The sequence below is a fragment of the Staphylococcus capitis subsp. capitis genome, from assembly GCF_040739495.1.
GTDB classification, from domain to species: domain Bacteria; phylum Bacillota; class Bacilli; order Staphylococcales; family Staphylococcaceae; genus Staphylococcus; species Staphylococcus capitis.
On record NZ_CP145263.1, the window covers coordinates 2,405,432 to 2,430,296 of the forward strand.

General features: G+C 30.8%; 25 protein-coding genes. 15 read left to right on the plus strand and 10 right to left on the minus strand.

Annotated features, from left to right (window positions below):
- Nucleotides 1-275 precede the first annotated feature (275 nt).
- From V6C74_RS12060 to V6C74_RS12075, 4 genes are read left to right on the plus strand one after another with little or no spacing between them, the layout of a single operon-like run.
- Nucleotides 276-479 carry a helix-turn-helix transcriptional regulator gene (locus V6C74_RS12060; RefSeq protein ID WP_016898414.1) on the plus strand — a complete coding sequence of 68 codons (204 nt, stop codon included), beginning with the start codon at nucleotides 276-278 and terminating at the stop codon, nucleotides 477-479.
- A complete protein-coding gene (locus V6C74_RS12065) occupies nucleotides 476-1,195 on the plus strand; it encodes a DUF3169 family protein (RefSeq protein ID WP_016898415.1) in 720 nt (239 codons plus the stop codon). The genes V6C74_RS12060 and V6C74_RS12065 overlap by 4 nt, the downstream gene beginning before the upstream one ends.
- 36 nt (nucleotides 1,196-1,231) lie before the next feature.
- Nucleotides 1,232-2,074 (plus strand): ABC transporter ATP-binding protein, encoded by an 843-nt coding sequence (locus V6C74_RS12070; RefSeq protein WP_002434510.1) that lies wholly within the window; start codon nucleotides 1,232-1,234, stop codon nucleotides 2,072-2,074.
- On the plus strand, nucleotides 2,074-2,709 hold the full coding sequence (locus V6C74_RS12075) for an ABC-2 transporter permease (protein WP_016898416.1): 636 nt from the start codon (nucleotides 2,074-2,076) through the stop codon (nucleotides 2,707-2,709). Before V6C74_RS12070 ends, V6C74_RS12075 begins: the two co-directional genes overlap by 1 nt.
- Nucleotides 2,710-2,754: 45 nt before the next feature.
- Here the strand turns inward: V6C74_RS12075 and V6C74_RS12080 are convergent, their stop codons facing one another.
- The 4 genes from V6C74_RS12080 to V6C74_RS12095 form a co-directional block, all read right to left on the minus strand.
- Entirely contained in the window at nucleotides 2,755-3,798 is a 1,044-nt protein-coding gene (locus V6C74_RS12080; protein ID WP_016898417.1) for an HlyD family efflux transporter periplasmic adaptor subunit, read from the minus strand.
- Between the two features lie 195 nt (nucleotides 3,799-3,993).
- Complete coding sequence (locus tag V6C74_RS12085) at nucleotides 3,994-5,271, minus strand: cellulase family glycosylhydrolase (RefSeq protein ID WP_049390833.1); 1,278 nt, start codon at nucleotides 5,269-5,271, stop codon at nucleotides 3,994-3,996.
- A 20-nt stretch (nucleotides 5,272-5,291) separates the two neighbouring features.
- Complete coding sequence (locus V6C74_RS12090; RefSeq protein WP_016898419.1) at nucleotides 5,292-6,281, minus strand: chitosanase; 990 nt, start codon at nucleotides 6,279-6,281, stop codon at nucleotides 5,292-5,294.
- Between the two features lie 368 nt (nucleotides 6,282-6,649).
- On the minus strand, nucleotides 6,650-7,537 hold the full coding sequence (locus V6C74_RS12095; RefSeq protein ID WP_016898420.1) for a LysR family transcriptional regulator: 888 nt from the start codon (nucleotides 7,535-7,537) through the stop codon (nucleotides 6,650-6,652).
- 105 nt (nucleotides 7,538-7,642) lie between these two features.
- Here V6C74_RS12095 and V6C74_RS12100 point away from each other — a divergent pair, with 105 nt between their 5' ends.
- The 4 genes from V6C74_RS12100 (at nucleotide 7,643) to V6C74_RS12115 (ending at nucleotide 13,648) form a co-directional block, all read left to right on the plus strand.
- On the plus strand, nucleotides 7,643-9,280 hold the full coding sequence (locus tag V6C74_RS12100; protein WP_016898421.1) for a malolactic enzyme: 1,638 nt from the start codon (nucleotides 7,643-7,645) through the stop codon (nucleotides 9,278-9,280).
- Nucleotides 9,281-9,313: 33 nt separating this feature from the next.
- Entirely contained in the window at nucleotides 9,314-10,663 is a 1,350-nt protein-coding gene (locus V6C74_RS12105; RefSeq protein WP_016898422.1) for a 2-hydroxycarboxylate transporter family protein, read from the plus strand.
- Between the two features lie 82 nt (nucleotides 10,664-10,745).
- Nucleotides 10,746-11,906, plus strand: coding sequence for an alpha/beta hydrolase fold domain-containing protein (locus tag V6C74_RS12110; protein WP_070664454.1), 1,161 nt, complete (start codon nucleotides 10,746-10,748; stop codon nucleotides 11,904-11,906).
- A gap of 383 nt (nucleotides 11,907-12,289) precedes the next feature.
- Complete coding sequence (locus V6C74_RS12115) at nucleotides 12,290-13,648, plus strand: MFS transporter (RefSeq protein ID WP_016898424.1); 1,359 nt, start codon at nucleotides 12,290-12,292, stop codon at nucleotides 13,646-13,648.
- A gap of 77 nt (nucleotides 13,649-13,725) precedes the next feature.
- Here V6C74_RS12115 and lepB read toward each other — a convergent pair whose 3' ends face one another.
- Genes lepB through V6C74_RS12135 form a run of 4 tightly spaced genes read right to left on the minus strand, consistent with a single transcriptional unit; the run spans nucleotide 13,726 to nucleotide 15,565 of the window.
- The gene (lepB, locus tag V6C74_RS12120; protein ID WP_016898425.1) at nucleotides 13,726-14,301 is read right to left on the minus strand and encodes a signal peptidase I; all 576 of its coding nucleotides are present in this window, start codon (nucleotides 14,299-14,301) and stop codon (nucleotides 13,726-13,728) included.
- Nucleotides 14,302-14,326: 25 nt separating this feature from the next.
- Nucleotides 14,327-14,488: a hypothetical protein gene (locus V6C74_RS12125; RefSeq protein ID WP_002434595.1), complete on the minus strand. Its 162-nt coding sequence runs from the start codon at nucleotides 14,486-14,488 to the stop codon at nucleotides 14,327-14,329.
- A 25-nt stretch (nucleotides 14,489-14,513) separates the two neighbouring features.
- Nucleotides 14,514-15,170 carry a hypothetical protein gene (locus V6C74_RS12130; protein WP_002434443.1) on the minus strand — a complete coding sequence of 219 codons (657 nt, stop codon included), beginning with the start codon at nucleotides 15,168-15,170 and terminating at the stop codon, nucleotides 14,514-14,516.
- A 14-nt stretch (nucleotides 15,171-15,184) separates the two neighbouring features.
- Nucleotides 15,185-15,565, minus strand: a complete 381-nt coding sequence (locus V6C74_RS12135; RefSeq protein WP_016898426.1) for a hypothetical protein — start codon at nucleotides 15,563-15,565, stop codon at nucleotides 15,185-15,187.
- 686 nt (nucleotides 15,566-16,251) lie between these two features.
- Here V6C74_RS12135 and V6C74_RS12140 point away from each other — a divergent pair.
- From V6C74_RS12140 to V6C74_RS12160, 5 genes are all read left to right on the plus strand, one after another.
- Complete coding sequence (locus tag V6C74_RS12140; RefSeq protein ID WP_016898428.1) at nucleotides 16,252-16,653, plus strand: YxeA family protein; 402 nt, start codon at nucleotides 16,252-16,254, stop codon at nucleotides 16,651-16,653.
- Between the two features lie 13 nt (nucleotides 16,654-16,666).
- Nucleotides 16,667-17,065 carry a YxeA family protein gene (locus V6C74_RS12145; protein ID WP_064262785.1) on the plus strand — a complete coding sequence of 133 codons (399 nt, stop codon included), beginning with the start codon at nucleotides 16,667-16,669 and terminating at the stop codon, nucleotides 17,063-17,065.
- A gap of 162 nt (nucleotides 17,066-17,227) precedes the next feature.
- The gene (locus V6C74_RS12150; RefSeq protein WP_016898430.1) at nucleotides 17,228-17,986 is read left to right on the plus strand and encodes an ABC transporter ATP-binding protein; all 759 of its coding nucleotides are present in this window, start codon (nucleotides 17,228-17,230) and stop codon (nucleotides 17,984-17,986) included.
- Nucleotides 17,976-19,856 (plus strand): ABC transporter permease, encoded by a 1,881-nt coding sequence (locus V6C74_RS12155; RefSeq protein WP_016898431.1) that lies wholly within the window; start codon nucleotides 17,976-17,978, stop codon nucleotides 19,854-19,856. Before V6C74_RS12150 ends, V6C74_RS12155 begins: the two co-directional genes overlap by 11 nt.
- Before the next feature lie 44 nt (nucleotides 19,857-19,900).
- Nucleotides 19,901-20,095, plus strand: a complete 195-nt coding sequence (locus tag V6C74_RS12160) for a hypothetical protein (protein ID WP_016898432.1) — start codon at nucleotides 19,901-19,903, stop codon at nucleotides 20,093-20,095.
- Between the two features lie 86 nt (nucleotides 20,096-20,181).
- Here the strand turns inward: V6C74_RS12160 and V6C74_RS12165 are convergent, their stop codons facing one another.
- Nucleotides 20,182-22,485, minus strand: coding sequence for a YSIRK-type signal peptide-containing protein (locus V6C74_RS12165; RefSeq protein WP_016898433.1), 2,304 nt, complete (start codon nucleotides 22,483-22,485; stop codon nucleotides 20,182-20,184).
- Between the two features lie 238 nt (nucleotides 22,486-22,723).
- Between V6C74_RS12165 and V6C74_RS12170 the strand changes: the two genes are divergently transcribed.
- The gene (locus V6C74_RS12170; protein ID WP_023349956.1) at nucleotides 22,724-22,939 is read left to right on the plus strand and encodes a hypothetical protein; all 216 of its coding nucleotides are present in this window, start codon (nucleotides 22,724-22,726) and stop codon (nucleotides 22,937-22,939) included.
- A 157-nt stretch (nucleotides 22,940-23,096) separates the two neighbouring features.
- On the opposite strand, the gene V6C74_RS12175 is transcribed toward V6C74_RS12170, so the two are convergent.
- Nucleotides 23,097-23,795, minus strand: a complete 699-nt coding sequence (locus tag V6C74_RS12175) for a hypothetical protein (RefSeq protein WP_016898434.1) — start codon at nucleotides 23,793-23,795, stop codon at nucleotides 23,097-23,099.
- 100 nt (nucleotides 23,796-23,895) lie between these two features.
- Between V6C74_RS12175 and V6C74_RS12180 the strand changes: the two genes are divergently transcribed.
- Nucleotides 23,896-24,255 (plus strand): hypothetical protein, encoded by a 360-nt coding sequence (locus tag V6C74_RS12180; protein WP_016898435.1) that lies wholly within the window; start codon nucleotides 23,896-23,898, stop codon nucleotides 24,253-24,255.
- Nucleotides 24,256-24,865 lie beyond the last annotated feature (610 nt).

A 24,865-nucleotide genomic window follows, 5' to 3' on the forward strand; every position in this document is an offset into this window, starting at 1 on the left:
CATTTCCAAAATACATTTGTTTTAATTTATTAGCGAAAAAATGTAAATAAACATTACAATTAATTGAATACATTTTTTAAATTAAATGTAACGACAATATTCCTTTAACAATCGCTCGTTTAGTTCGAGTAAAGACAATCCCTTTCCCTCTTAAACCTTTAGCAGACATTTGAATTAACTTAAATGTTTTGACTTTAATGCGCGTCAATTTGACTAATATACTTGTCAAATTGACTAAAGTAATATATGTTATTGATGTAAGGAGTTGATAGAAATTGCGAAATCGACTTAAAGAATTACGTGCAAGAGACGGATATAACCAAACGCAACTTGCTAAGAAAGCAGGGATTTCAAGACAAACCGTTTCTTTAATTGAACGTAATGATTTCACACCTTCTATTTTGACATCAATCAAAATAGCTAGAATTTTTAATGAACCAGTAGAAAACATTTTTATCATCGAGGAGGGAGATTTATGAAAGTAGGAAGATACATATTATTAACACTTATCGGAGGAATAATTGGGGGATTGTTGGGTCTTTCTTTCGGCGGAATAAAAATTTTAAGTCTGACACCATTCACTCATTTTGCCAAAACTAACGTAGTTATCATAATTGCAACTATATCTTCAATAATCAATATACTTCTAACTTTATATTTATTTAAAGTACACAAAGATGCACTCAATTTAAAAGTTAAAACTAGGAATCACATTGATGATGAGTCTGCAGATTTATATGAGAAAAAGGCATATCTAAAATCGATGAAAAGTGACTTTATCTATTCAATACAAATACTAATCAGTCTACTAACTATTTTAATCGTTGTTTTAGGTAATGCGTCAGCAAAAAATATAATGTTTGTGATAATACCTTACGTTATTACAATTATTCCAGCTTTGATGATAGGATTTTTCATCCGAAAATTTGATCCTAGATATCCTAAACTAGGAGAGAAAAACTATATCGAAAAAACATTAAATTTATTCGATGAGGGTGAACGTCATATCACTTTAATTGCTATGTATAAATTGTATAGAGTTAACATCTCATTGATAATTGGAGGGTGTTTAATCGTTGGTCTATTCTCAATTTCTACAGGCATTAACCAAACATTGAGCTTAATCGTATTAATTATTCTTTTTGTTTATAACACTTTTGGTTATTTAACTAAAATCAATAAATTTTATAAATAATACTAAACATGTTTAATTTTTCAGGAGGATAGTCTTATGGAAAAGCTTTTAGATATTCACAATCTTAATAAGTCATATACAAATTCAGAATTTCGACTTTCAAATATTTCTTTTTCAATTGGACAGGGTGAAGTGATTGGCTTAATCGGTAAGAACGGATCAGGGAAGTCTACCCTCATTAATACAATTGTAGGAAATAGACATAAAGATAGTGGTTCAATTCGCTTTTTCGATGAAGAAGTGAGCGAAGAAGACGTTCAATATAAAGAGCATATTGGTGTAGTGTTTGATGATTTAAGAGTACCTAATAAATTGACTTTAACATCTATAGACAAAGTATTTACTAATATTTATAACACTTGGAATAGTGATAAATTCTTTTCATTGGTAAAGGAATTTGAATTACCAACACATAATCAAATCACTACCTTCTCAAGAGGTATGAGAATGAAAACAGCATTATCCATTTCAATGGCACATGACTCAAAGTTACTCATTCTTGACGAAGCAACTGCTGGGATGGATGTATCAGGCCGAGAACAAGTGATTGAAATTCTTGAAGATTTTGTGGCACAAGGTAACAGCATTCTAATTTCTTCTCATATTTCAGAAGATATAGAACAACTCGCTAATCAATTAGTATTTATGAGAGACGGCGAAATCATTTTAAAGGAAAGTAAAGAAGAACTACTCAAAAATTATGGCATTGTTGACCAACCTGTTGAATCATTTAATATTTCTAACGACTATTTGGTCGCGTCACGTCAAAGAAATCATAATAGAATTAGTCTTGTGAACAATCATCATGAGGTTCCCGAAGCCAAACAAATTAACAACATTGATGATGCAACTAAAATTATTATGAGAGGTGATAAATAATGAAAGGTTTAGTATTGAGTACTTTATATGCAACTAAAAAACCATTAATTATATATTTCATTGTTGGAATCATAGCAGCTATAATTATGACTTTTTTAAACCCAACTATGAGCGGTTTCATGGTAGTAGTATTATTGGTTTCATCTATTGCAGATAATTTTAAACGCGAAAAAGATTCTAAATGGATGTATTACGTCTCTACATTGCCTGTAAAACGTGCTGATTATGTAAAGAGTTACTATTTACTTTTTGGCGCTATCACAGTCATTTCTTTTGTGATTAGTTTTCCAATTGTATTAATAATTACTCACAGCTTAAATATGGCGTTGATTGCCTTTTTAGTTTGTATTGGTTGTACAGGACTATATTCCGCCTTATTCCCATTTACATTTAAATTCGGCCCTGAAAATTCAAACACAATCATCATGATTACCGTTTTCTTTATGATTATTATATATTTCGTATTCTATATTTTAGCAATTGCTTTAGGTGCACATCATAATAGTTCAATGACCAATATGTTAAGTAGTACAAATAGTTTACTTGTGTTTATTGTCTTTGGAATTTTAGGATTAGTGACTTTTGCCTTAACTTATATTTTATCTATAAAAACTTTTAATAAAAAAGAACTATAATAAGTTTTACCTACTAAAAAGACAGGGCATATCACCCTGTCTATTTTAACTATTACTAATATTAACTTGTTCTCCGTCTTGTAAAGATCTTTTTGGTTTTTCCATTACTCGATCACCAGATTTCAGGCCATGTTTAGCGATAATTTTGTTACCATTTTTCACTAATTTTACTTTTCTTTTTTGAACATTACCATCTTTATTAACAATAAATACATAGGTTTTATCAACTATACTATTTTCTGGGATTTCAATCATATTCAATGGAATATTGACCTGACCAGTATAACCTGCTCTCACTTTATGATTTAACTTTGAAATTGTAACTATATATTTTGGTTGATCTTTATTTTCAGTTATTTTTTCAATATTTTTACTACGTTTTTCATCTTCCAAATTAGTTGGTAAATCATCAATGGATTGTATTTTACCTTTGATATTTTTATTATTGCTATCTAATTTAAAGTTAACTTCATCACCATCTTTTAACTTATCAACTACATACTGTGAAACTGTCATCTTGATAACTGGTTCAGATGAGACTAACTTTAAAATTTCAGCACCGTTTTTACTACTATTTGAATGACTAAGTTTTACTTTGCCATCAAAAGTTGCATAAATATCTTTACTAGATTGGTCATCATGCTGATTTAATTGCTGTTGAGCTTTAAAAAGTCTTTGTTGATCATCAGATAGTTGTCTTTGATTAGTAACACTATTATGCTTTGCTAAATTTTGGTAATCGTGATTTAAATCTTCTTTAACATTATTAATATCATTGACGAGGTCAGGTCTATTGCTACTATTCGTATTATAATAAATCAATGGCGTGCCCTTTTTCACTTCTTGACCATCTTTAATTTGAGAACGAATATATTCCCCAATATTTTTATTACTTCTATATGTTTTTATCTCATCAGGAAATACTGCTCCCTTACCAGTAATTGGTTTTTCATCTTCAACTGTATCAACTTTATAAGTATCATAGTTATTAAAGTTTATATGATTCGTCTTTTTTAAAATGACCAAAACTATAATGATGATTAATACAGCTATGACAATTATTGAAAACCATACTTTTTTGTTTTTCATGAATTCACTACTCCTAAATTAATAGTTACATTTTAAAAGTGTTTAATTAAAAATAAGTATACCATTCTACTTAACATAAACACTCTATATAACTATTTCTATAAAAAATAAATATAGGAACGCCTGTCTAATAGACAGAAGAATCCCCAATCTATTATATAAATTGGGGATCTACTAAAATTGTAGATAATACCTTTATTTATTATCTTTAAGGGCATTATATACAGTATCATTATGTTTAACATTTTCTTTAGTTCCGAAGTCTTTAGAATTCTCATCATTAACTTTTAATCCACTATAAATGATTGGAGACCAATTACCACGTTCTTGGGTATCATAATTCCATAATGTCCATGACATGTTATCTTTGTTCATTCTGTTAAATATATAATTGTAATCATCTTTATTTGGCTCGACATGTTTTCCTTGAGACACACTAGTTCCATTAAATTCACCCATATAAGTAGGGACATTGTAATTTTTTTCTTCAATACCGTTTATTTTGTTATCAAAGCTTTTCTTTATACCATTATGACTTTGACCTTGTTTATTGACAGGGTAATTGTGATATTCATAAACCACATTATTTTGATTCCATTTTTTACCTTTTTCAGGATATTTACTAGGATTAGGCATATTTTGTGGATCCCATGTAGCTTCTAAAAATACTATATGATTATCTCCATTGTTTCTAATAGTTTGAATTGACTCATCATAAAATTTAGCTATATCTTTATGAATATTACCTGTTTGTTCTTTAGCTTTAGGTTCATTTAAAATGTCATAACCAGCTACGCCAGGATTATTTTTATATCTATTTGAAATATGCCACCATAATTCTTTTGTTTTTCCTTTTAAGTTTTCGTCTTCCCAGAAATCACCATTTTTATTTTTATCTTTGGCAGATTCATCAGCAGAATTATCTTGGTTATTTTGAGATCCCGGAGCACCATGCATATCTATAATGACATACAAACCATGATTATTAGCTTTTTGTATAAAATTATCAACTTCTTTGAAAGCATCTTTTCTTATTTTTACATCTTTAGGATTCATACCCTTTTTATAGTTAGTTAGATTAATATAATTGAGTGGCAGTCGAATAGTATTTCCACCCATATCCTTTACATTTTGAAAATCTTCATCATTCCATCGATTATGAGCAAATTTATCTAAAATGTCATGAGTTTCTTTAGGGCTATGGCCTTCAGATTGAATTTTATCGAATAAGTCTCTATAGTCTCTAGCGCCTTTGTAGTCGCTTAGTCCTCCCATCCAATTTTCAGTAGTAAACACATTACCAGCATTTACACCTTTTAATTGATAATTTTGTCCATCTTTTTGAATCTCTTTCCCTTTTGTTGTTAATGGACTCATATCGTCAGCGCGAGCCACATAACTTGAATTAAAAACTGGAATACTTGATGCTAAAGTAGTTGCAACCAATACAGAACTGATAATTGATTTTTTCATTTTTTTATAATTACTCCTTTTTAATCATTTAATGAAGCTAAATCTTTATCGCTATAATTGTTTAATTTTTCTTGATCTAAATAGAAAGGTGTGTCATTCATTTTAAATTTCAAAGGAAGTGCTAAATCTAAGTTTCTTTTATTTAATTGTTGCATTTGGAAATCTAAACGATCTGTTACGTTTTTATCTTCATTGTTTTTATTTTTTTCGTCTATAGTTGAATCATAGTTCTTTCCAACAAAATTTTTAAGATACTTAATTTCATCATTTTTATTGCCACCTTGAGCTGGTGTTTTGGTATTTTCATGCGCATATTTTCTTATTTGTAGGAAACCCCATTGACTCGGTCCATTATCTCCGTCTTTGTCTAAACCATGTTTAACTAATGCATCAAAGTAGATATATTGCCCTAACTGTGATAACCCATCTTTTTTAGCATATTTTACTGCTTTATCCATATCTTCTTTTTTTACTTCGTAATTTTGTGCTTTTACAAAATTATCATGGTCAGTATCAAAAGCTTTATGCCAATCTTTACTTAATTTAGTTTTTTTGAGATTCTCCATATTATTTCTATCACCATCTAGTGGATTACCAGGAGAAATTTTATGATAATAGTCTAGCATTTCTTTCATATCACCAGTACCTGAAGTGAAGCCAATAATACCAGCAGTTATTCCTCGACCATCTTCTAAATCTCCAGATACTGATCTATAGTTCTTTGAATAATTTAATTCTGAGTCTTCAGCTGCACCTACTAATGCGAAGCAACGTTTTCTTAAATCAAAATTTTTATCCATATAGTTATTCGGATTTAATGTCGCTTTGTTTTGTGTGTTTGATTTGTTCTTACTAGATTTTTGTTGTGTCATCTTTTGATGATTATCATGATTCTGATTTTCTGCTGCATTAGCTAAACCTGTTCCATTTGCTGCGATAAGTGTCGCTAATAATGCTGAACTAGTGCCTAATACAATTTTTCTTACTGAGCCTTTTTTAAAATCTTTCATAAACAAAACACATCCTTAAAAATTTTTTGTCAAAAGAAATAAATCTTTTAAAAATGCTAGATTAATTTTAATTATATAATTTAGTCAATTAGAGAAAACGCATACATCATAAATTAAACAATATTTTTACTTTTGAACTAATGTTTTTACAAACTTTTTACTAACAAATAATAATGTGTATATTTATTGAATTTAGCTCAATGTAAAAGTTGATTTTCAACTTTTTATGAAAATGATAATAATTTAGCTATGTTAAACATCAAGAATATAATCATATTAATTACCAGAATGACCCTACATATCGAAATACTCTTGGTTCAAAGATGTTTATTATTAAAACAAAACAATAAAAAGAGGCTTTGAGAAATCTAAACTTCCGATAGAGAATTCTCAAAAACCTCAATGATATTATTATAAATTTCTAAATTAAAAGTGAATTTTCTATAAACTTTGGAGATTAAAAACTGAGGCTGTTCGTCATCTTTTATTGAAATGGCTACAACGTCACCTGAAGGCTCTACTGCAGTTTCAGCTAGAATGCCGATACCGATTCCCTCTGATATCATTTTTTTATACAAATTCAAATCTCCATTTTTATAGATAACGTCAGGCGTGTAATGATATTTTTTACATAATTGATTGAGCGCTTGTGCGTGAGTGAAATGGTCATTTAATGATATAAACTGTTCATTCTTAAGTTGCTTAAAAGAAATTTCCTTAAGATGAGACAATGGATGATTTTTACTTACTATAATTTTGTAGCTATCTTTTTTTATTACTTTACTAATTAAGTTATTTTCTTCAATTGGTTTTAAAGAACCAATTAAACCAATCTCAATATTGCCGTCTTTAAGTTCATTTATTAAGTCTTTTGAGCCTTTATTAATGATAGCTACTCTATCCATTAGATTATTTTTAATTAAATTTAATGATATTTTGTGAAAATATGAATTACCTATAATTGGTGGCACACCGCATTTAATATAACCTGCTTTTAGTTTTTCAATATCAGAAGACATATCATTTAATTCTTTCTCGATATTAGCAATATGACTAACTATTACCTCTCCCATTTTAGTAATTTCAATAGAATGATGTTTATGGTCTCTAACCATAACCTCTACATTAAATTCTTCCTCAATGCGTTTGACCGCATATGAAATGGTAGGCTGACTGACATTAAAAAAATTTGAAGTCTCCGTAAAACTACCTAATTCTGCTAATTTTCTAAAGTACACTAAATCTTGTAGTTTCAACGTTTATCCTCCGCTCATAAATAATATTTATAGAAATATGAAGTTTTGACTATACACATTTTAAAGGATTACTGTTTATTTGCAATTAAAAAGGAGGGCCTAAAAATGAAAGGTTTAGAATTACTTAATAATCCATTTTTAAATAAAGGGAGTGCATTTACAAATGATGAAAGAGAAAAACTTAATCTGAATGGATTATTGCCAACCAAAGTGAGAACTTTAGAAGAACAAGAACAGCAGACATATGATGAATTTAAACAAAAACAAACAAATTTAGAAAAACGTTTATATTTAATGGCGATTTTTAATCGCAACAGAACTCTATTTTACAAATTGTTATCAGATCATTTAGTTGAATTTATGCCAATTATTTATGATCCGGTTGTAGCTGAATCTATAGAAAAATATAATGAGATATTTTCAAGACCTCAAGAAGCCGCTTTCTTATCTATAAATCAGCCAGATAAAATAGAAGAACAACTCATAAATTCTACAAAAGGTAGAGATATAGAACTGATAGTAGTTACTGATGGTGAAGGTATACTCGGTATAGGCGATTGGGGAGTAAATGGCGTAGATATCGCTATAGGTAAACTTATGGTCTATACAGCCGCTGCGGGTATTGATCCTAGCAAAGTGTTGCCAGTTTCACTAGATGTAGGTACAAATAATGAAAGTTTATTAAACGATGAACTTTACTTAGGCAATCGTCATAAACGTGTAACTGGAGAAAAATATGATAGTTTTATTGATTCTTTCGTTAAAGCAGTACAACGTCAATTTCCTAATGCATTATTACATTGGGAAGATTTTGGTCGTAATAATGCAACTAAAATATTAAAAAAATATGAAAATGAGTTAGCTACATTTAACGATGATGTACAAGGGACTGGCATCGTAGTTTTAGCTGGTATCCTTGGGGCGCTAAATATTTCAAAAGAGAAATTAACAAATCAAAAGATACTGATTTATGGCGCGGGAACAGCTGGTATGGGAATTGCCAATATTATATTAGATGAAATGAAAGAACAAGGCCTAAGCGAAAAAGACGCTAAGAATTTATTCTACTTAGTCGACAAACAAGGTTTATTAAGTAGCTCTACGCACGATTTAACAAGTGAACAAAGTGCGTTTTTAAAAGATACCACTAACGTGTCGCATACTTCGTTTAATGATTTAGCTGATATCGTTTCAGAAGTAAAACCAACTATTTTAATTGGTACATCTACTCAACCTGGTGCATTTAATGAACAAGTGATTAAAACAATGCATTTTTATACTAAAAGACCTATTATTTTACCGCTATCTAACCCAACAAAATTAGCTGAAGCCAAAGCAGAAAACATACTGAAATGGACAAATGGTGAAGCACTTATTGGAACAGGTATTCCTGTAGACGATATCCAGTTTAACGGTGTGAATTATCAAATAGGACAAGCAAACAATGCGTTGATGTATCCAGGTTTAGGATTAGGTTTAATTGCTTCTAAATCTCAGAAAGTAAACAAAGAAATTCTATCTCAAGCTAGCCACGCATTAGGAAATCTTGTAGACGTTAATCAACCAGGAGCTGCAATTTTACCACCAGTTTCAGATATAGAAAATTTCTCACAAAAAATTGCTGAAAACGTAGCTCAAAATGTTATTGATCAAAAAATTCATGGGCCAATTACTACAACTAATGTTAAAGCTCTTGTCACAGAACATAAATGGAAACCTATCTATCAATCTTTATTAGATTAAATATTTTGGGATAAAAGTCAGGAGATTTTAGATATGTCAAAAATAAATAATCCTTCTCAAACAACAAATAAAAATGGATTTTCAAGCTATATTTGGAATGTAGATGTTAAAGGCATTGCTTTACCAATCTATATAGGTATTATTCTGATACTCATTTGTATCATGGCGATAGGTAAACTCCCTCACACAATTGTCGGAGCCATTTCAGTACTAGTTATCTTAGGTAATTTCTTACATTACCTGGGAAATAAAATCCCAATTATCAGATCTTATTTAGGCGGCGGTTCCGTATTTTGTATATTTGTTTCAGCGTTCTTAGCTACCTTTGGAGTCTTACCATCAAGTGTCGTATCTACAACAAAAGATTTTGTTAACAATATGGGATTTCTAGATTTTTATATTGCTGCTCTAATAACTGGCAGTATTCTAGGCATGAACCGATCATTACTAATCAAAGCATCTATTAGATTTATCCCAGTCGCATTACTATCAATGTTATGCTGCTTTTTAATGGTAGGAACTATTGGAGCACTGATTGGCAATGGTTTTGGTAATTCAATTTTATATATAGCCTTTCCTTCTATGGCAGGTGGAATAGGTGCTGGAGTTGTACCATTATCAAGTATTTACGCCCATAGTATGGGTGCTTCATCAGGAGGTATTATTTCTCAATTAATTCCCGCTTCGGCAATGAGTAATGTTCTAGCCATCATTGGAGCAGCACTTTTAGTGAAATTAGGAGAAAATTTACCAAAATCTAACGGACATGGAAAATTAATTAAAAATGAAAAAACTAAAAATAGAAATGGTACTAATGATGAAAAAGTTAAAAAGGATAGTCCAAATTTTAATATTACACAAATAGGTGTGGGTTTATTAATTTCTTTTTCATTCTTCATGGTTGGTATCATTGGAAATTACTTTGTGCCTAAAGTACACGCATATGCATTTATGATTATTTTTGTAGTTATTGCTAAGGTTACTAAAATGCTTCCTAAATATTATGAAGAAAGTGCTATTATGTTCAATCAAGTTGTTGTCAAAAATTTAACACCAGCAGTTCTAGCCGGTATCGGAATAGCATTGCTCAATCTTAATGTACTTAGCCATGCGTTCACTTGGCAGTTTGTTACATTATGCATTACAAGTGTCATTACTATCTCTATTGCAGCCGGTATCTTCGGTAAGCTATTTGGATTATATCCGGTTGAATCAGTGGTAACTGCAGGTATGTGTAATAACAGTATGGGTGGTACAGGAAATGTTGCTGTGCTATCTTCAGCTAAAAGAATGGAATTAATAGCATTCGCTCAAATGGGAAATCGACTTGGAGGCGCTATAATTCTCATTATCTCAGGATTTCTTGCTCAAATGTTTTCATAAAAATTATAGAATTAATTTGATAACATAGGCATTAGTAATATAATTTGAGTTATATTACATGTTATAAAGAGGGAGTTAGTTAATGAAGAAAGTGATAGGAATTATTAGCTTTTACATTTCCATTCTAGTTATTTTTTCATTAATTTTCACACTTTTATTTATTTTAAGCTCTCATTATTGGGCTTATATTATTACAAGTTTAGTACTCATCACCATGGTTCTACATTTTCATCGGCCCTTCTCATTTGGCTGGAAGTATTGGATTATATGGATGATGTTAATGTTAACAATCCTATTGGTCATTAATTTGGGAAGAGTGAGACAAGATGTTTCGTTTAGAGGAAATTTAGCCGCAGGTGTACTTAAAATATTAACTAGAGATTTAGCTAATGATCAAGCAAATAACCAACCAAAACATGAGACTTATAATTGGAAGGACTGGAATCCACCTCATGGTTACCATAATTGTCTAGTTCAATTAAATAATACCAAAGGATATTTATTAAAAAAGAAAAAAGCTGAACCGAAACATCATCAAATTATCTATCAAATTCATGGCGGTGGCTATGTTAATGGTTACTCAAATACGTATAATAAGGCTGCTATTAACTATTCAAAATATAGTGGAAATTTACCAGTATTTTCAATAGATTATAGAATTGCACCTAAATATAAATATCCTACTGCGCTCAATGACGTGGAAAAGGGTTATCGATGGTTACTTAAACAAGGTTACAGTCCTAAAGATATTATTATTGCAGGAGATTCTGCTGGCGGAGGGTTATCTTTAGCTTTAACACTTAAACTAAAAAACGAACATCAGCCAACACCTAAAATGCTAATTTTATCTTCTCCTTGGACAGATTTAGCAGCAAATGGAAAATCTTATTATAAAAACTACCATAAAGATGTTATTTTTGGGTCTAATAAGAAACCTTCAAAAGAAACAACTAATATAGACATACCATATGCTAGAAAATCTCAGTTAAAAGATCAATATGTATCTCCTGCATACGGTAATTACAATGATATGCCCCCTATGTTAGTACAAACTGGACAAGATGAAATGCTCTTAAGCGATAGTACAACAATTATTGATAAGTCGAAAGATAATAATGGAGATGCAAAATTAATCACTTATCCTGGAATGTTCCATACTTTTTACATCTTAACACCATGGCTACCAGAATCTCACCAAGCTTGGACTGAAATTCATAAATTTATAAAATCACACAATAAATAACGATTCAATACATGGAGGTTTCTATTTAATCTTAGATAGAAACCTCCATTTTTTTATAGTGATCACACTTTGACTTTCGTAGCATTTCAAATAGTTGATTTAGAATTTTTAATATCTTGAAATATGAAACAATTAGTTGTTTGTAAAAATGATTTTTCGCACAATTCTGGATATTATCAACAAGTTATTATATGATGTGGATAACTTGAAGTTTACCTCTAAATGTTGCTATACAGGTGTTTGGGATTAGTTATCCATAAAGTTATCCACAATTATTAAATAAATATGTTAGTAATATTAATAAAATTTTAACCTCAAGTTAATTGTTACTTAATGACACTCAATTACGCTTAAAAAGACAAATAATTTAAGGGAATGATAATATGGAAATCGTAAAAAATAAAAATGATTTATTTAGAATTATCGACCATGCAGACCAGAAACATACATCTAAAATTCTTCTTTTTATGATATTAGGCACGATTTTTTTAGATGCGTATGACATTACCATTTTAGGTACAATGACAGACCAGCTAACGAAAGAATTCCACCTATCTCCAACAATGCTTTCGGTTGTTATGACTTCCTTACCTATTGGAGCACTTTTTGGAGCCATTCTAGGGGGTTCACTTGCACATAAATTCGGGCGTAAGCGTATATTATCTGTCTCATTACTTATCCTTGTAATCACTTCTTTAGGCGCAGCACTTGCTCCTCATTTAGCTATTTTACTTATCTGCCGCTTCATTATGGGCTTCGCTATCGGTATGGATAGTCCTGTTGCATTCACTTTCATTGCTGAAATTAGTAATAAATGGCAGAAAGGTCGTAATGTTAACTATTGGCAGGTTGTATGGTATGTAGCAATCGTTGCCTCAGCTTTAGTAGTTATCTCCTTCTTTTTAATGGGTACAGGTGAACACTTATGGAGATTCGCAGTTGGCTTTGGTGCTTTGATTGCTTTAGTACTCTACATTTTACGTATTAATTATTTAAAAGAGAGCCCAACTTGGATGATTAATCACCACTCTCTTAAAGAAGCTACCGAGTATGTACGAAATAATTATGATGTGGATTTAAAACTTGAAGGTACTGGGGAGTCATTTTCAGAGAGTAAATCTTCAAAGCCTTCTGGCACTGAAATATTTAAACCTAAATATTTGAAAAGGATTGTACTAGCAACAGCCATTTCAACATTACAGGGAATGCAGTACTATGGAGTAGGATTATATATCCCAATAATTGCAACTTACATAATTAGTAAAGATAAATTAGGCGTGCTATTAGGTACAGCTATCGTGAATATAGCAGGTATTATTGGTGCTTATGTAGGATCACAACTGACATATAAGGTAGGTACACGACGACTAACAATGATCGGTTTCAGTCTTGTCTTGATTGCGATGGTCATGACTGGCTTGTTCTATCATAGTTTACCAATGATTATCAATACATTTTTAATCGCATTGTTCTTATTTGGACATTCTGGTGGACCTGGTACACAAGGTAAGACGATTGCGGCTTTATCATTCCCAACATATTTACGCTCACAAGCCACTGGTTTCGTAGAATCAGTAAGTCGTACGGGAAGTATTATCGGTACATTTGTATTTCCGATTATACTTGCAGCTGTAGGATTAACAAATACGATGCTTATCTTAGCCATCGTTCCTTTAGTTGGTTTAATTATCACGACTGCATTGAGATGGGAAGCTGTTGGAAAGAATGTAGAGGACGAGTAAATATTATATAAAGAAAGCCTCTTAGCTAGACCTCCCTTAATTGAGGGTAGTCTAAATTGCTAAGAGGCAATTTTTTATTAATTAGGGAAAGTACCTGGATTGAATCCGCCTTTCCATTTATTTAACGGCCAATATCTAAATAATACTTTACCAACAAGTTGATCTTTATCGACTAATCCTACATCGTAACGACTATCAACACTATTTTGACGATTATCCCCTAATACTAAGTATTTATTTTTAGGGATTTTCATATGTCCATTAGCGCCTCTAACTGTTTTAGATTTAAAATTCTCAGTTAAATACTTTACGACTTTATGTTTCTTATTATAATTTAAATATGGTTCCGACACTTTCTTATTATTTAAATATAATTGGTCTTTCTTGTACTCTACAGTATCTCCAGGTTTACCTATTAAACGTTTAATATAGTCATCTTTTTTAGTTGCATGGAAAATAACGACGTCGCCAGAATTAATATGATTCAATGTTTTAGAAATTCGGCTGACCATCACTTTATCCCTGTCTTCAAAAGTAGGATGCATAGACTCACCTGAGACGGTATAGGAAGTAAACAAGAATTTCGTTACTAATCCAACAATGATAAGCGCTACTGCAATTGCAATAATCCATTCTAATATCTCTTTTTTCATGGTTTAGGCTCCTTGATTCTTTAAATTATTCTTCTTCAGTTGTGTGGATAAGGTAACCCACTCCTAACGCTGCAGGTATACCAATAAATGGTGTGAACATTGAACTAAATAATAAACCAAATACTAAGGTACATAAGATACCTAAATATCCACTTTTTTGTTCATTCTCAATAAATTTTTTTATCAAAGATTTAATTCTCCTTTAATGCTCACTATTGTACTATACCATTTTTAATTTTCACATTCTTACCGGTTTTAATTTTATCGTATTGTTTCTTTGGTACAACAATGACGCGTTTACCTTTATTCGTTTGTATAGTAACAGTGTATAATTTTTCATGAGGTTTCATTTGATTTTTTAACATATTCATTTGGTACTTCACACTACTTGTCTTACTCTGATTTTCATGAGAGGCAATGATATAGAAATACAACCAATTATTATAGTATGACGTCGCCATATATTGTGAAGTATATGGCGCACCTGAGCTGTATCGTCGTCTTGGTGCCATCATTGAACGTGCTTGTTGAGATTTAGTGTGATATGCACCTTGTTTATACTTCGAAGCATTTCTACTAGAAGCTATACTACTTGTTCTAGTTGCTTGTTGCGCAGCACGTTGGCTTGATTGTTGGGCAGCTCGTGACGCATTAGCTGCACTTGAGCGACTCATTGATGAACTAGATGATGTTGAGCCTCTTGCAGCTGACGAGGAAGCACTTGATGACGAACTACTACTTGAACTACTTGAGCTAGAACTACTAGACCCTCCTGATGTTGCAGCGTCTAATTCCGTTGATAACATACCAAGTGAGGCTGTAGTGATAATAATCATTAAACTTATAAATTTTAATATTTTACCTTTCATCAACTCACCTTTTCTTATTTAGATACTTCATCTTTAGAAACTGCTTTACCTTCAACATCATCATCGCCGTATGTCATGTAAGGTGGGCGATAGACATGAATTTTACTACCATCTTTAACTATGTATGGTTTTTTATTTCCATCACTTAAAATATGTTCATAAACATGTTTTAAATCTGTTTTCTCTAAATGTGATTTTCCTTTATTGTCTTTATATTTAATCTCTACATTAGGCGTATCTTCTCCACCATCGTTTAGTACTTCATAATATACATATTCATATTTATCTGATTTTTGACTTTCCTTCGAGGGTTCTTCCTGCTTTCCAGTTCCCCCACAAGCTGTTAGGGTAAATGCTAAACTTAACAAACTAATTAATAGTATTAACCTTTTCATAAACATACTCCTTTATTGTCTTTAAAGTTTCATAAAAATTATAACAATTGTTTTTTAAATTCATATTAAGATTTAACCAAACTCAATGATTTACAATGTTATTTAACTGCATCATCTCATAAATTAATTATGTAATACAAATTGTTTTTTAATATCCCAAATAATTAAAAAATGTTGAGAATGAACATTAAAAATTCCCAACACTAGTTGATTACATCTATTTACTTTCTTTAAAACCTTTGCTGACTATAATATTGATAATTAGCCAAATCAATTGGCAAATCATAGGCGCAAGAAATATTCCTATAAATAGTAAGGCAAATTTATATCCTTCCATTTCATTGTTTAAGCCATTCATTAAAACTAATACTAGTAAAATAAGTGCCACCACTATCCAAAAAAATTGTCGCCACCCACCATCAAATCTATGAAATTTTCATACTTTTACCTCATTTATAGTTAAGAAATATATTAAGCATGTCTGGTGTTTCAACTTTTAAATTGATGTAATCAAATCAAACAGTTCTAAAGGTTAAAAACGTTCTTAATTACTCATAGAAGTATCTAATTTTATAAACCTTTCAACCGTGTAAGTTTCAATCGTTGATTTGTAAGATTAGATAAAGGCAACGTTACAATAGACCTCCTACAATGAAATTGTAATCAAATCAAAGGAGTGTTTATTCATGAAAGCATTAAAAATTTCATTAACTACTGTAGTAGTTATTATCTTATTACTAGTAGGATTACTTTTCGGATTAAAAGTTTATGGTGATCATCATCCAAATAACGAAGATGTTAAAAGTTTTAATATGGCTAACCCCTTAGAACCAACAAAAGAATATTATGTGAAAACGACTAAACCAATGAAACATAAACCTAAGCAATATGAAGATGTTGATAACGTTTATAAGACTACTGGTTATGATGATAAAGGCAACAGTAAAAAAATCTTATACACAGGAATGAAAAAACTTAAACCAAATCATTATTTAAAAATTAAAGAAAAATTAAATACAGTGAGAAGCTATGAAGAAGTTAAAAAAGATGAAATTCCTAAAAAAGCAATGAGTAAATTAGAGAAATAAATGGTGAAAGATTATGAAAACGTTAAAGAAACTATCAATTACACTAGGCGTTTTTATTCTTCTAATTGGTGCGCTCATGCTAGTGGGTAAAATTTATAGTGAACATCATCCAAACGACCCCACAGTACGAGATTTAAATAAATATAATTTTATGATACCTAAAGAAGATTATTTTGTTAAAACTGATAAACCTGTTAAAAAAGAAAAATTCGGAACAGACTTCTATAATTATACTTATAAAACTGTTGGTTATGATAAAAAAGGTGATGGCAAGAAAATCACCTATACCGCAACTAAGAAATTAAAAACAAATCATTATCTCAAGCTAACAACAAAACAGGATCAAGTTTTAAGTTATTCAGAAGTTAAAAAAAGAGAGATTCCTGAAGACGCAAATAAAAATTTAAATTAATTTATTTCCACGATCTTTTAAAAGGTCGTGGTTTTATTTTTATAAAAATAATTAAATCTTACATACCTGTAAGTTACAACAAGCAATTTGTAAGGTTAGATAAAGGCAACAGCCATAGATTCTCTCTACAATTTAAGTATAAACACATTGAGGAGTGAGAAGATGACGATATTAAAAGTTAACAAATTATCAAAAGTATATGGAGACAAACAAAAATACCAAGCACTTAAAGATATCAGTTTTTCAGTTGAAAAAGGAGAATTCGTAGCAATCATGGGACCTTCTGGTTCAGGTAAAACTACATTATTAAATGTTCTTAGTTCTATTGATAATATCTCAGGAGGTTCTGTAGAAGTCGATGGTAATGAAATAAACAAACTAAGTAATAAAAAGCTCGCAAATTTCCGTAAAAAACAACTTGGATTCATTTTCCAAGATTATAGTGTACTGCCTACTTTAACCGTTAAAGAAAATATTATGCTTCCACTTTCAGTCCAAAAAATCCAAAAATCAGAAATGGAACAGAATTATAAAGAAGTGACTGAAGCTCTCGGTATTAATGACCTGGGAAATAAATATCCTAGTGAAATTTCTGGTGGTCAACAACAACGTACGGCAGCGGCTCGAGCTTTCGTTCATAAACCAAATATTATCTTTGCCGATGAGCCTACGGGTGCTCTAGATTCGAAAAGTGCTCAAGATTTACTTAATCGATTAGAAGATATGAATAAACAATTTAATTCAACGATTATCATGGTGACACATGACCCATCAGCAGCAAGTTTTGCTGAGAGAGTAATTATGTTGAAGGATGGTAATATTCATTCTGAAATTTATCAAGGAGACGACTCTAAACAAGACTTCTATCAAGAAATCATCAAATTGCAATCGGCATTAGGTGGTGTCACTCATGACGTTTAATCAAATTACGCTTAAAAATTTAAGACAGAACATCAAACACTATGGCATGTTCTTATTTTCTTTATTATTAAGTATCGTACTTTATTTTAGTTTCTCAACTTTGAAGTATTCACATAGCATTAATAATTCAACTTCTATGGCAATAATTCAAAAAGGATCTAGTTTCGGAGCATCAATTTTATTCATTATTATTATTATATTCTTAATGTACGCGAACCACTTATTCGTTAAAAGACGTACAAAAGAGTTTGCATTATTCCAACTTATCGGACTCACAAGAGGAAATATTCTTAGAATGTTAAGTATTGAGCAATTCGCGATATTTGTAATTACAGGTATCTTAGGCGTGCTCATTGGAATTTTCAGTTCACAACTTTTACTTGCCATTGCTTCTAAATTGATGAAGTTAAAAGTTCATCTTTCAATAGGATTTGAACCCCAAGCACTAATCATTACTATCATAATGTTAGTCATTGCTTTTGTTTTAATACTTGTTCAGAATTACCTTTTCCTAAAAAGAAGAAGCATCTTAACAATGATGAAAGATAGTTCTCAATCTGAAGCAACTAAAGCACGTATTACAGTTCCTGAAATTATTGGTGGTATCCTAGGTATCTTAATGATAGCTTTAGGGTATTATATGGCAACTGAAATGTTTGGTGTATTTAAATCACTTACTATGGCATTAGTTACACCATTCATTATTTTATTCTTAACAATTGTCGGTGCTTACTTATTCTTTAGAAGTTCAGTGTCACTCATTTTTAAAACGATTAAACGTTCAAAGAATGGTCGTGTTTCAATCACAGATGTGGTGTGTACATCTTCTATCATGCATAGAATGAAGAAAAATGCGATGTCATTAACAGTCATCGCCATCATTTCAGCGTTAACTGTTACAATTCTTTGTTTTACAGCTATTACTAAAGCAAATTCGGATTATAATATTGAATCATCAACACCACAAGACTTTGACTTCTCAAAAGGTAAGCAAGCGCATAAATTTGAACAGCAATTAGATAAAAATAATATTAAACACGATAAACATACTTATGAGTCAATTAATCCTAAAACAGTTAAAGATAACGTTATGACATTACAAGATGATTCTGAAGGTTTCTCACAGAATACGTCAATGATTGTTAATAAAGATCTTAAAGGTAATAACGCTCGATTAACAAACACTAAAACCGCTATCGGAATGATGAAATTTAATATGAATCAAAGTATCACAGTTAAAGGTAAGTCTAAAACAACTGTAAAAGTAACAGATAAAGACGATTCCAAAGTTTATCCATCTGAATTATCATATGCAGCTCCTATAGTAGAAGTAAGTCCTAAAGTATACAACTCATTAAAAACAGATAAAAATACTGCGCACGTTTATGGATTTAATATTAAACATCATAGCGATATGAAAAAAGCTGAACGCATCGCGTCGAAAGTTGATCCAAATGTAACTTCTAAAGATGAATTGAAAAAAGTGGTGGACGCAACAAATGGTATTTTCATATTTGTTACATCATTCTTAGGACTAGCGTTCTTAATCGCAGCTGGATGTATTATTTACATTAAACAAATGGATGAAACTGAAGATGAAATCGATAACTTTAAAGTCTTACGACGAATCGGATTTACTAATTCTGATATGTCTAAAGGGTTATTATTAAAGATTTTATTCAACTTTGGATTACCTTTAATTATAGCTCTACTACATGCGTTATTTGCGGCACTAGCCTTTATGCATGTTATGGGCAATGTAACGATGGCACCTGTATTCCTAGTAATGATTGTTTACACAGTCATCTACCTTATCTTTGCCCTTATAGCATTTATACACTCAAATCGTGTCATTAAGCGCTCAATTTAAAAAGTATTTTTCAAATAATTAATTAAAAAAGGATGGTATTTATTATGAAAATTAAAGATTTAATCAAACAATCATATGAGGATTTAAAAAATTTAACTATTAACTGGTTCAATATCTTAATGTTAGTTGTCATCGTATTCGTTTTAAGTAATATTATTACGCCTATCGCAGGTATTCCTGTTGGACTATTAGGAGGCGCATACTTCTTAAAACGTCGTGAAGAAAAAGAAGCTCAATAACTTAATCATAAAAAAATAACACCCTCATTGGAGATGTCAGTACAGTTCGACACATCCTTTGAGGGTGTTTTTACTATGTGAAGTTATTATTTTTTAGTTAGACCATCTAATTCCTCAACTCTCATCATATTATTTATCATACCTAAATAATATTTTCCTAATTCAGCACCAGTACGTTTGAAATCAGGGAGATCAAGGCCGATTAAATCTGCATGATCCCAACCGTTTTGTACAGGTCTGACTTGCCAAACCCCTTTACTTGTAGCTGGGTTCAAGAAGCCTACTTTTTTGAATGCTTGAGCAGTAGGATATATTGACGATGATACAGGTACTAGACCGTCATTCACTCTTACATTTTTATTTTTATCTCTACCAATGATACGACTCGTTATATCCATTGCGAATAACTGTCTTACGTCTGGTATTTGAAATCCTAGAGGGCCAGTATGCGTAGCTGTACCTGTATAAGTTGTGTATACAATATTAGGGTTTAAGTTTGTCATTTTATTTAACTTTTCAGCACCAGCAGTTGTTAAATCATTAATTGCTTGGTCTTCAGTATCCCAAATTCTACTATTTGCAACGCGTTCAGCATATTCTATATAGCTTTCATTTGGTTTTTGTTTAAAGCCCCATTGAGAAAAGCCTAAATTTAAATCTAGCAATCTACTACCACTTAGACGTCCTATACGATTCATTGCATCTTTAACAATTTTACGTGTACCTAATTTATCGGCAGCAGGCGTACCATTATGAGGTGTTCCTACAGTAGTGATAGTTGATATCATATTATCTTTTCCACCTTTGAAGAGATCTGATACCGTACCGCCATGTTGACGTTGATAGTCTATTTCTTCTTGATTTCCATTTCTTAAGAAATGCTCCATCAAACGAATCGTTTGACCACCCATACTATGACCAACTAAATGAATTTTTTTACCAGGTGCCCAATCCGGCATAATACCTTCATATGTTCTACCATAACGATGATGACCATATTTAGCCGCATGAGCTGCACCGTAGTCTACGCGACCGCCTTTAATGTAGTAGTACAAGTCAACCGCACGATCATAGTTACTGCTAAATGCTCCAATATTTGCTTCATGTACACGGTAACCTTGTTTAGTCAATTCACTTTTAATATTATATTTACCTCCACCCCAATAATTTGGGTAAAGTGTAAACGCATCTTCACCGACTAAACCAGCAAAACCATGAACGAACACGACAGGATATTGATTTTTATATTGAGCTTGTAGCGTTTGTTTAGAAAGTTTGTTCGGTTGATGAGATTGTAGTGTTTTTGGTTCTGTGGAAGTCGGTCTTTCTGTTTTATCTGTTTTAACTGATTGTTTCGTAGTATTTTTATTTTCTTGTTTCATGGATGGAGTTTTCTTAGTTGGTTGGTCTACTTCTTTTTCATTATTTTGTTCCCGAGTATCTTGTTCTTTATTTGAAGATTTTAATTGAGTTGAGTCTTTCGGGTCATCATTGTTTTCAGTAGATCGAAGTTGAGTATTTTGTGATGATTGATGGGCACCCTTAGACTGAGGATTATCATTGTCAGTTTCGTCTTTGTTGTTTCGAGACTCTTGCGTTGTTTCTTGAGGTTGTGAAGATGAGGAATTTTGTTTAGATTCTTTAGAGTATGTAGTGTCATGAGTTGATGATTTATCTTTAGATTCTTGCGGGTCTTGTGAATCTGGTTTATCTTGAGGGCCTTGTTGATCTTGCGACTTAGTTGATTCTTGAGATTCAGAAGGATTATCGCTTGATTTGCTTTGAGTTACTTTATCATTTTCTTGAATTGTTTCTGTTGATTGAGTTTCTGATTTATATTGCTTGTTATCAGTTGATGCTACTCTATCTTGCGTAGATGTACTATCAGATGTTTTTTCACTATCTTGTGTTTTTTTAGACGGAAGGACGTCTTGATTATCTGATTCTTCCTTCTCAGTATCAATCGCTTCTGATGTGTCTGAAGTATCGTTATGATTAATTGCTTCTTTCGTGCTTTCTAATGATTGATTTTGAGAGTTTTCTTTATCTTGAGGACGTTGAGTTGGATTCGTTTGTTGTGCTTGAGTAGATTGAGTTGATTCGGTTTGTTGAGGTTGAGAATGTTGCGTTGATTCCGATTGCTGTGGTTGAGAAGTTTTTGAAGATGATAACTCAGACTCACTTGGCCGTGATTCATTTTCTTTTAAATTCTTTTGAGCAGTTTGAGTTGTTTCATTTGAATGTGAAGGTGTATTAATTTGTTGGTTTGTCTCTTCTGCGGCATGTGCTTGTTGTCCCCCAATAAAAATCGTTATACCTGTGACAATAGACACGACTCCTACAGCGTACTTTCTAATACTAAATCTTTTCTTTTCATTATAATTTTTCAAAATAATCACCTCTATAAGTTTTTTCCCTTATAAAGATTGAAAATATAACTGCTATCTTTAAATTAACATACAAACGTTTAATTTTTTTAACTTTTTTTATTAAAGTTTTGTTAAAATTTGTATTTTTATATTTTGCTTTCTTCTATATTTTCAATTTAACAAATAATTATTATAATTCGATAAATTACCTGTAATTTGATATATTAAGTACTAAATAATATTTATGAGGTTATTTTTAATGGAGAGTTACCAACAATTTCTAAACAGCCCTAATACATTTATATGGATAGCTTTTATTTTATATTTAATTAGTAGTTTAGTCTTTTTTAGTGTCACAGTTTTCGTAGGTTTACGTCATGTGTCTCTTAAAGAAAGAATCATTACTACCTTTGTTTTAAGTATCGTTTTAACACTTACGTTGACTACACTTACTTATTGCATCGTCTCTAAATAAAGAACTGGAAAGTGACTATTAAAAATCTACTTTCCAGTTTTACTTTATTGTATAGAGAAAGGCACAAACACCATTCTACCAATGTCTATGCCTTTTAAATCAGTTAATATAATGCTGTGTTACGCGGTGTTCTCTGTTGTAGTACAATATACATTATTTAATTTCTATACCAAGCTGTTTTAGGCCAATTCTTATGTTTAGGTTTACCTTTCCATGACGAGCAATCTTTAACTCCTTTTTTACGAACATTCAAACCATCACATTTAGTCATTTTTCCTATAGATGAGCATTTATAAGCTTTAGCGTGATACCAACAGTCACTTTTATAAAAATCTACATAAGCTCTCGGATGTACTTTTGACCAGTATTTATGATCAGATTTTGTTCCATTAAATCTATTACAATGCACATGAGTTCCCTTTTTAACTCTTTTTCCACTTTTTTGTCCTTTATAGGTTTTACTATAGAGAGCTATTCCATTTGGTATTTTACCATCGTCTTTACCATCCATGTTACCAACAAAATCTGTAAAATTAATTACTTTTGTATTATTTCCACTACTTCCATCGGCTGAGTAACTTGAGGTTTTCTTTTCTGGATTAGGTAACATATCTTCTACAACGACTTTATTTCCATTTTTAGTAATATGAAAATTATTATCTTCTTTTTCAATTTCTTTGAATTGTTTCATCGTTTTCGAATCAACTTGCGAAGCATCATAAGTTCCAACTAATTTAACATTTTTAGGATTCGAGTCGTGATTTTCTTCTGCGTGAGTTGCATTGGTTTGCAAACTTGCTATACCTGTACCGGAAACTAAAACACCAATTAAAATTAATTTTAAAAAATTTTTCAATTTTTACATATCCTTTAAAATTAATTAAATTATGTAGAAAAGACTACATTTTTAAGTTATCATAAATTATAAAATTTTTTAGAATATAAGGTGAATTTAAATGAAAAAAGCATTTTATATTATTGGTATAATCATTGTTTTAGCGATTTGTTATATTTTTGTAAATTTTTTTCTATTTGATACATGGGTATGTCACTCCAGCGAGAAACAAATTAATGAATACGTTCAAAAGAAGGAAACCAAGAAATTAAACAATATTACTAAAGATAATAAGACATATCATTTTTTAAAAGAACAAGATACTATTTCTATTGAAAGAAAGTCTGACAATCAAGGAAGTGGTCATATAGGTTATTATAATGTTGATATCAATGGAAAGACAGCTACATTAACTATAAAAATCAAACACGCATTTCTTCCAGAAAGTCCCGAGGTTAAAACAATAAAATTAAATCAATAAGTCTTCTGAATTGTTTTTTTAGATTAATTTGGCTCTTTTTTTAATACTTAATTAAAGAGCTTAAATGTGAAGGATTCATAATTTAGGAATTACCATTGTTATATTATGTGTTTTTTAAGTGGGTAGACAAAGAGCAAATATACAGGGTATTAAAATGCGTATAACTAATTCGACACTTTGGAGTTGACAGTATAAAAGTAAGCAAAAAAGTAGTAATCATAACTAGTTTAAACTATTTAGTTATAATTTTTAGTTTTGGTATTGCTTGGTTGTTACTATGGAAAGATTTTTCATTTACTGGAACTAACAAAAATATTACTAATATTAGTCTTACTATTGGCACTTTGATTTCAAGTAACGGATTAATACAAACGTATGGTTTGTTTTTGGATAAAGATGGTTTATTTTCAAGTACGCCTAAAGCACACAAGCAATTAGAAACTATTTTGTCGACTTTAACGACTATACTGCAAGCTATAACCATGTGCTTATGTGTAACATTTTTAAAAGAAACGCCAATACCAATAATTATCTTTTTAGTGATATTTATTATAATTGTAATGTTGAATTTTATATTAACCCCACGAGATAAAAGTTAAATAATTTATTT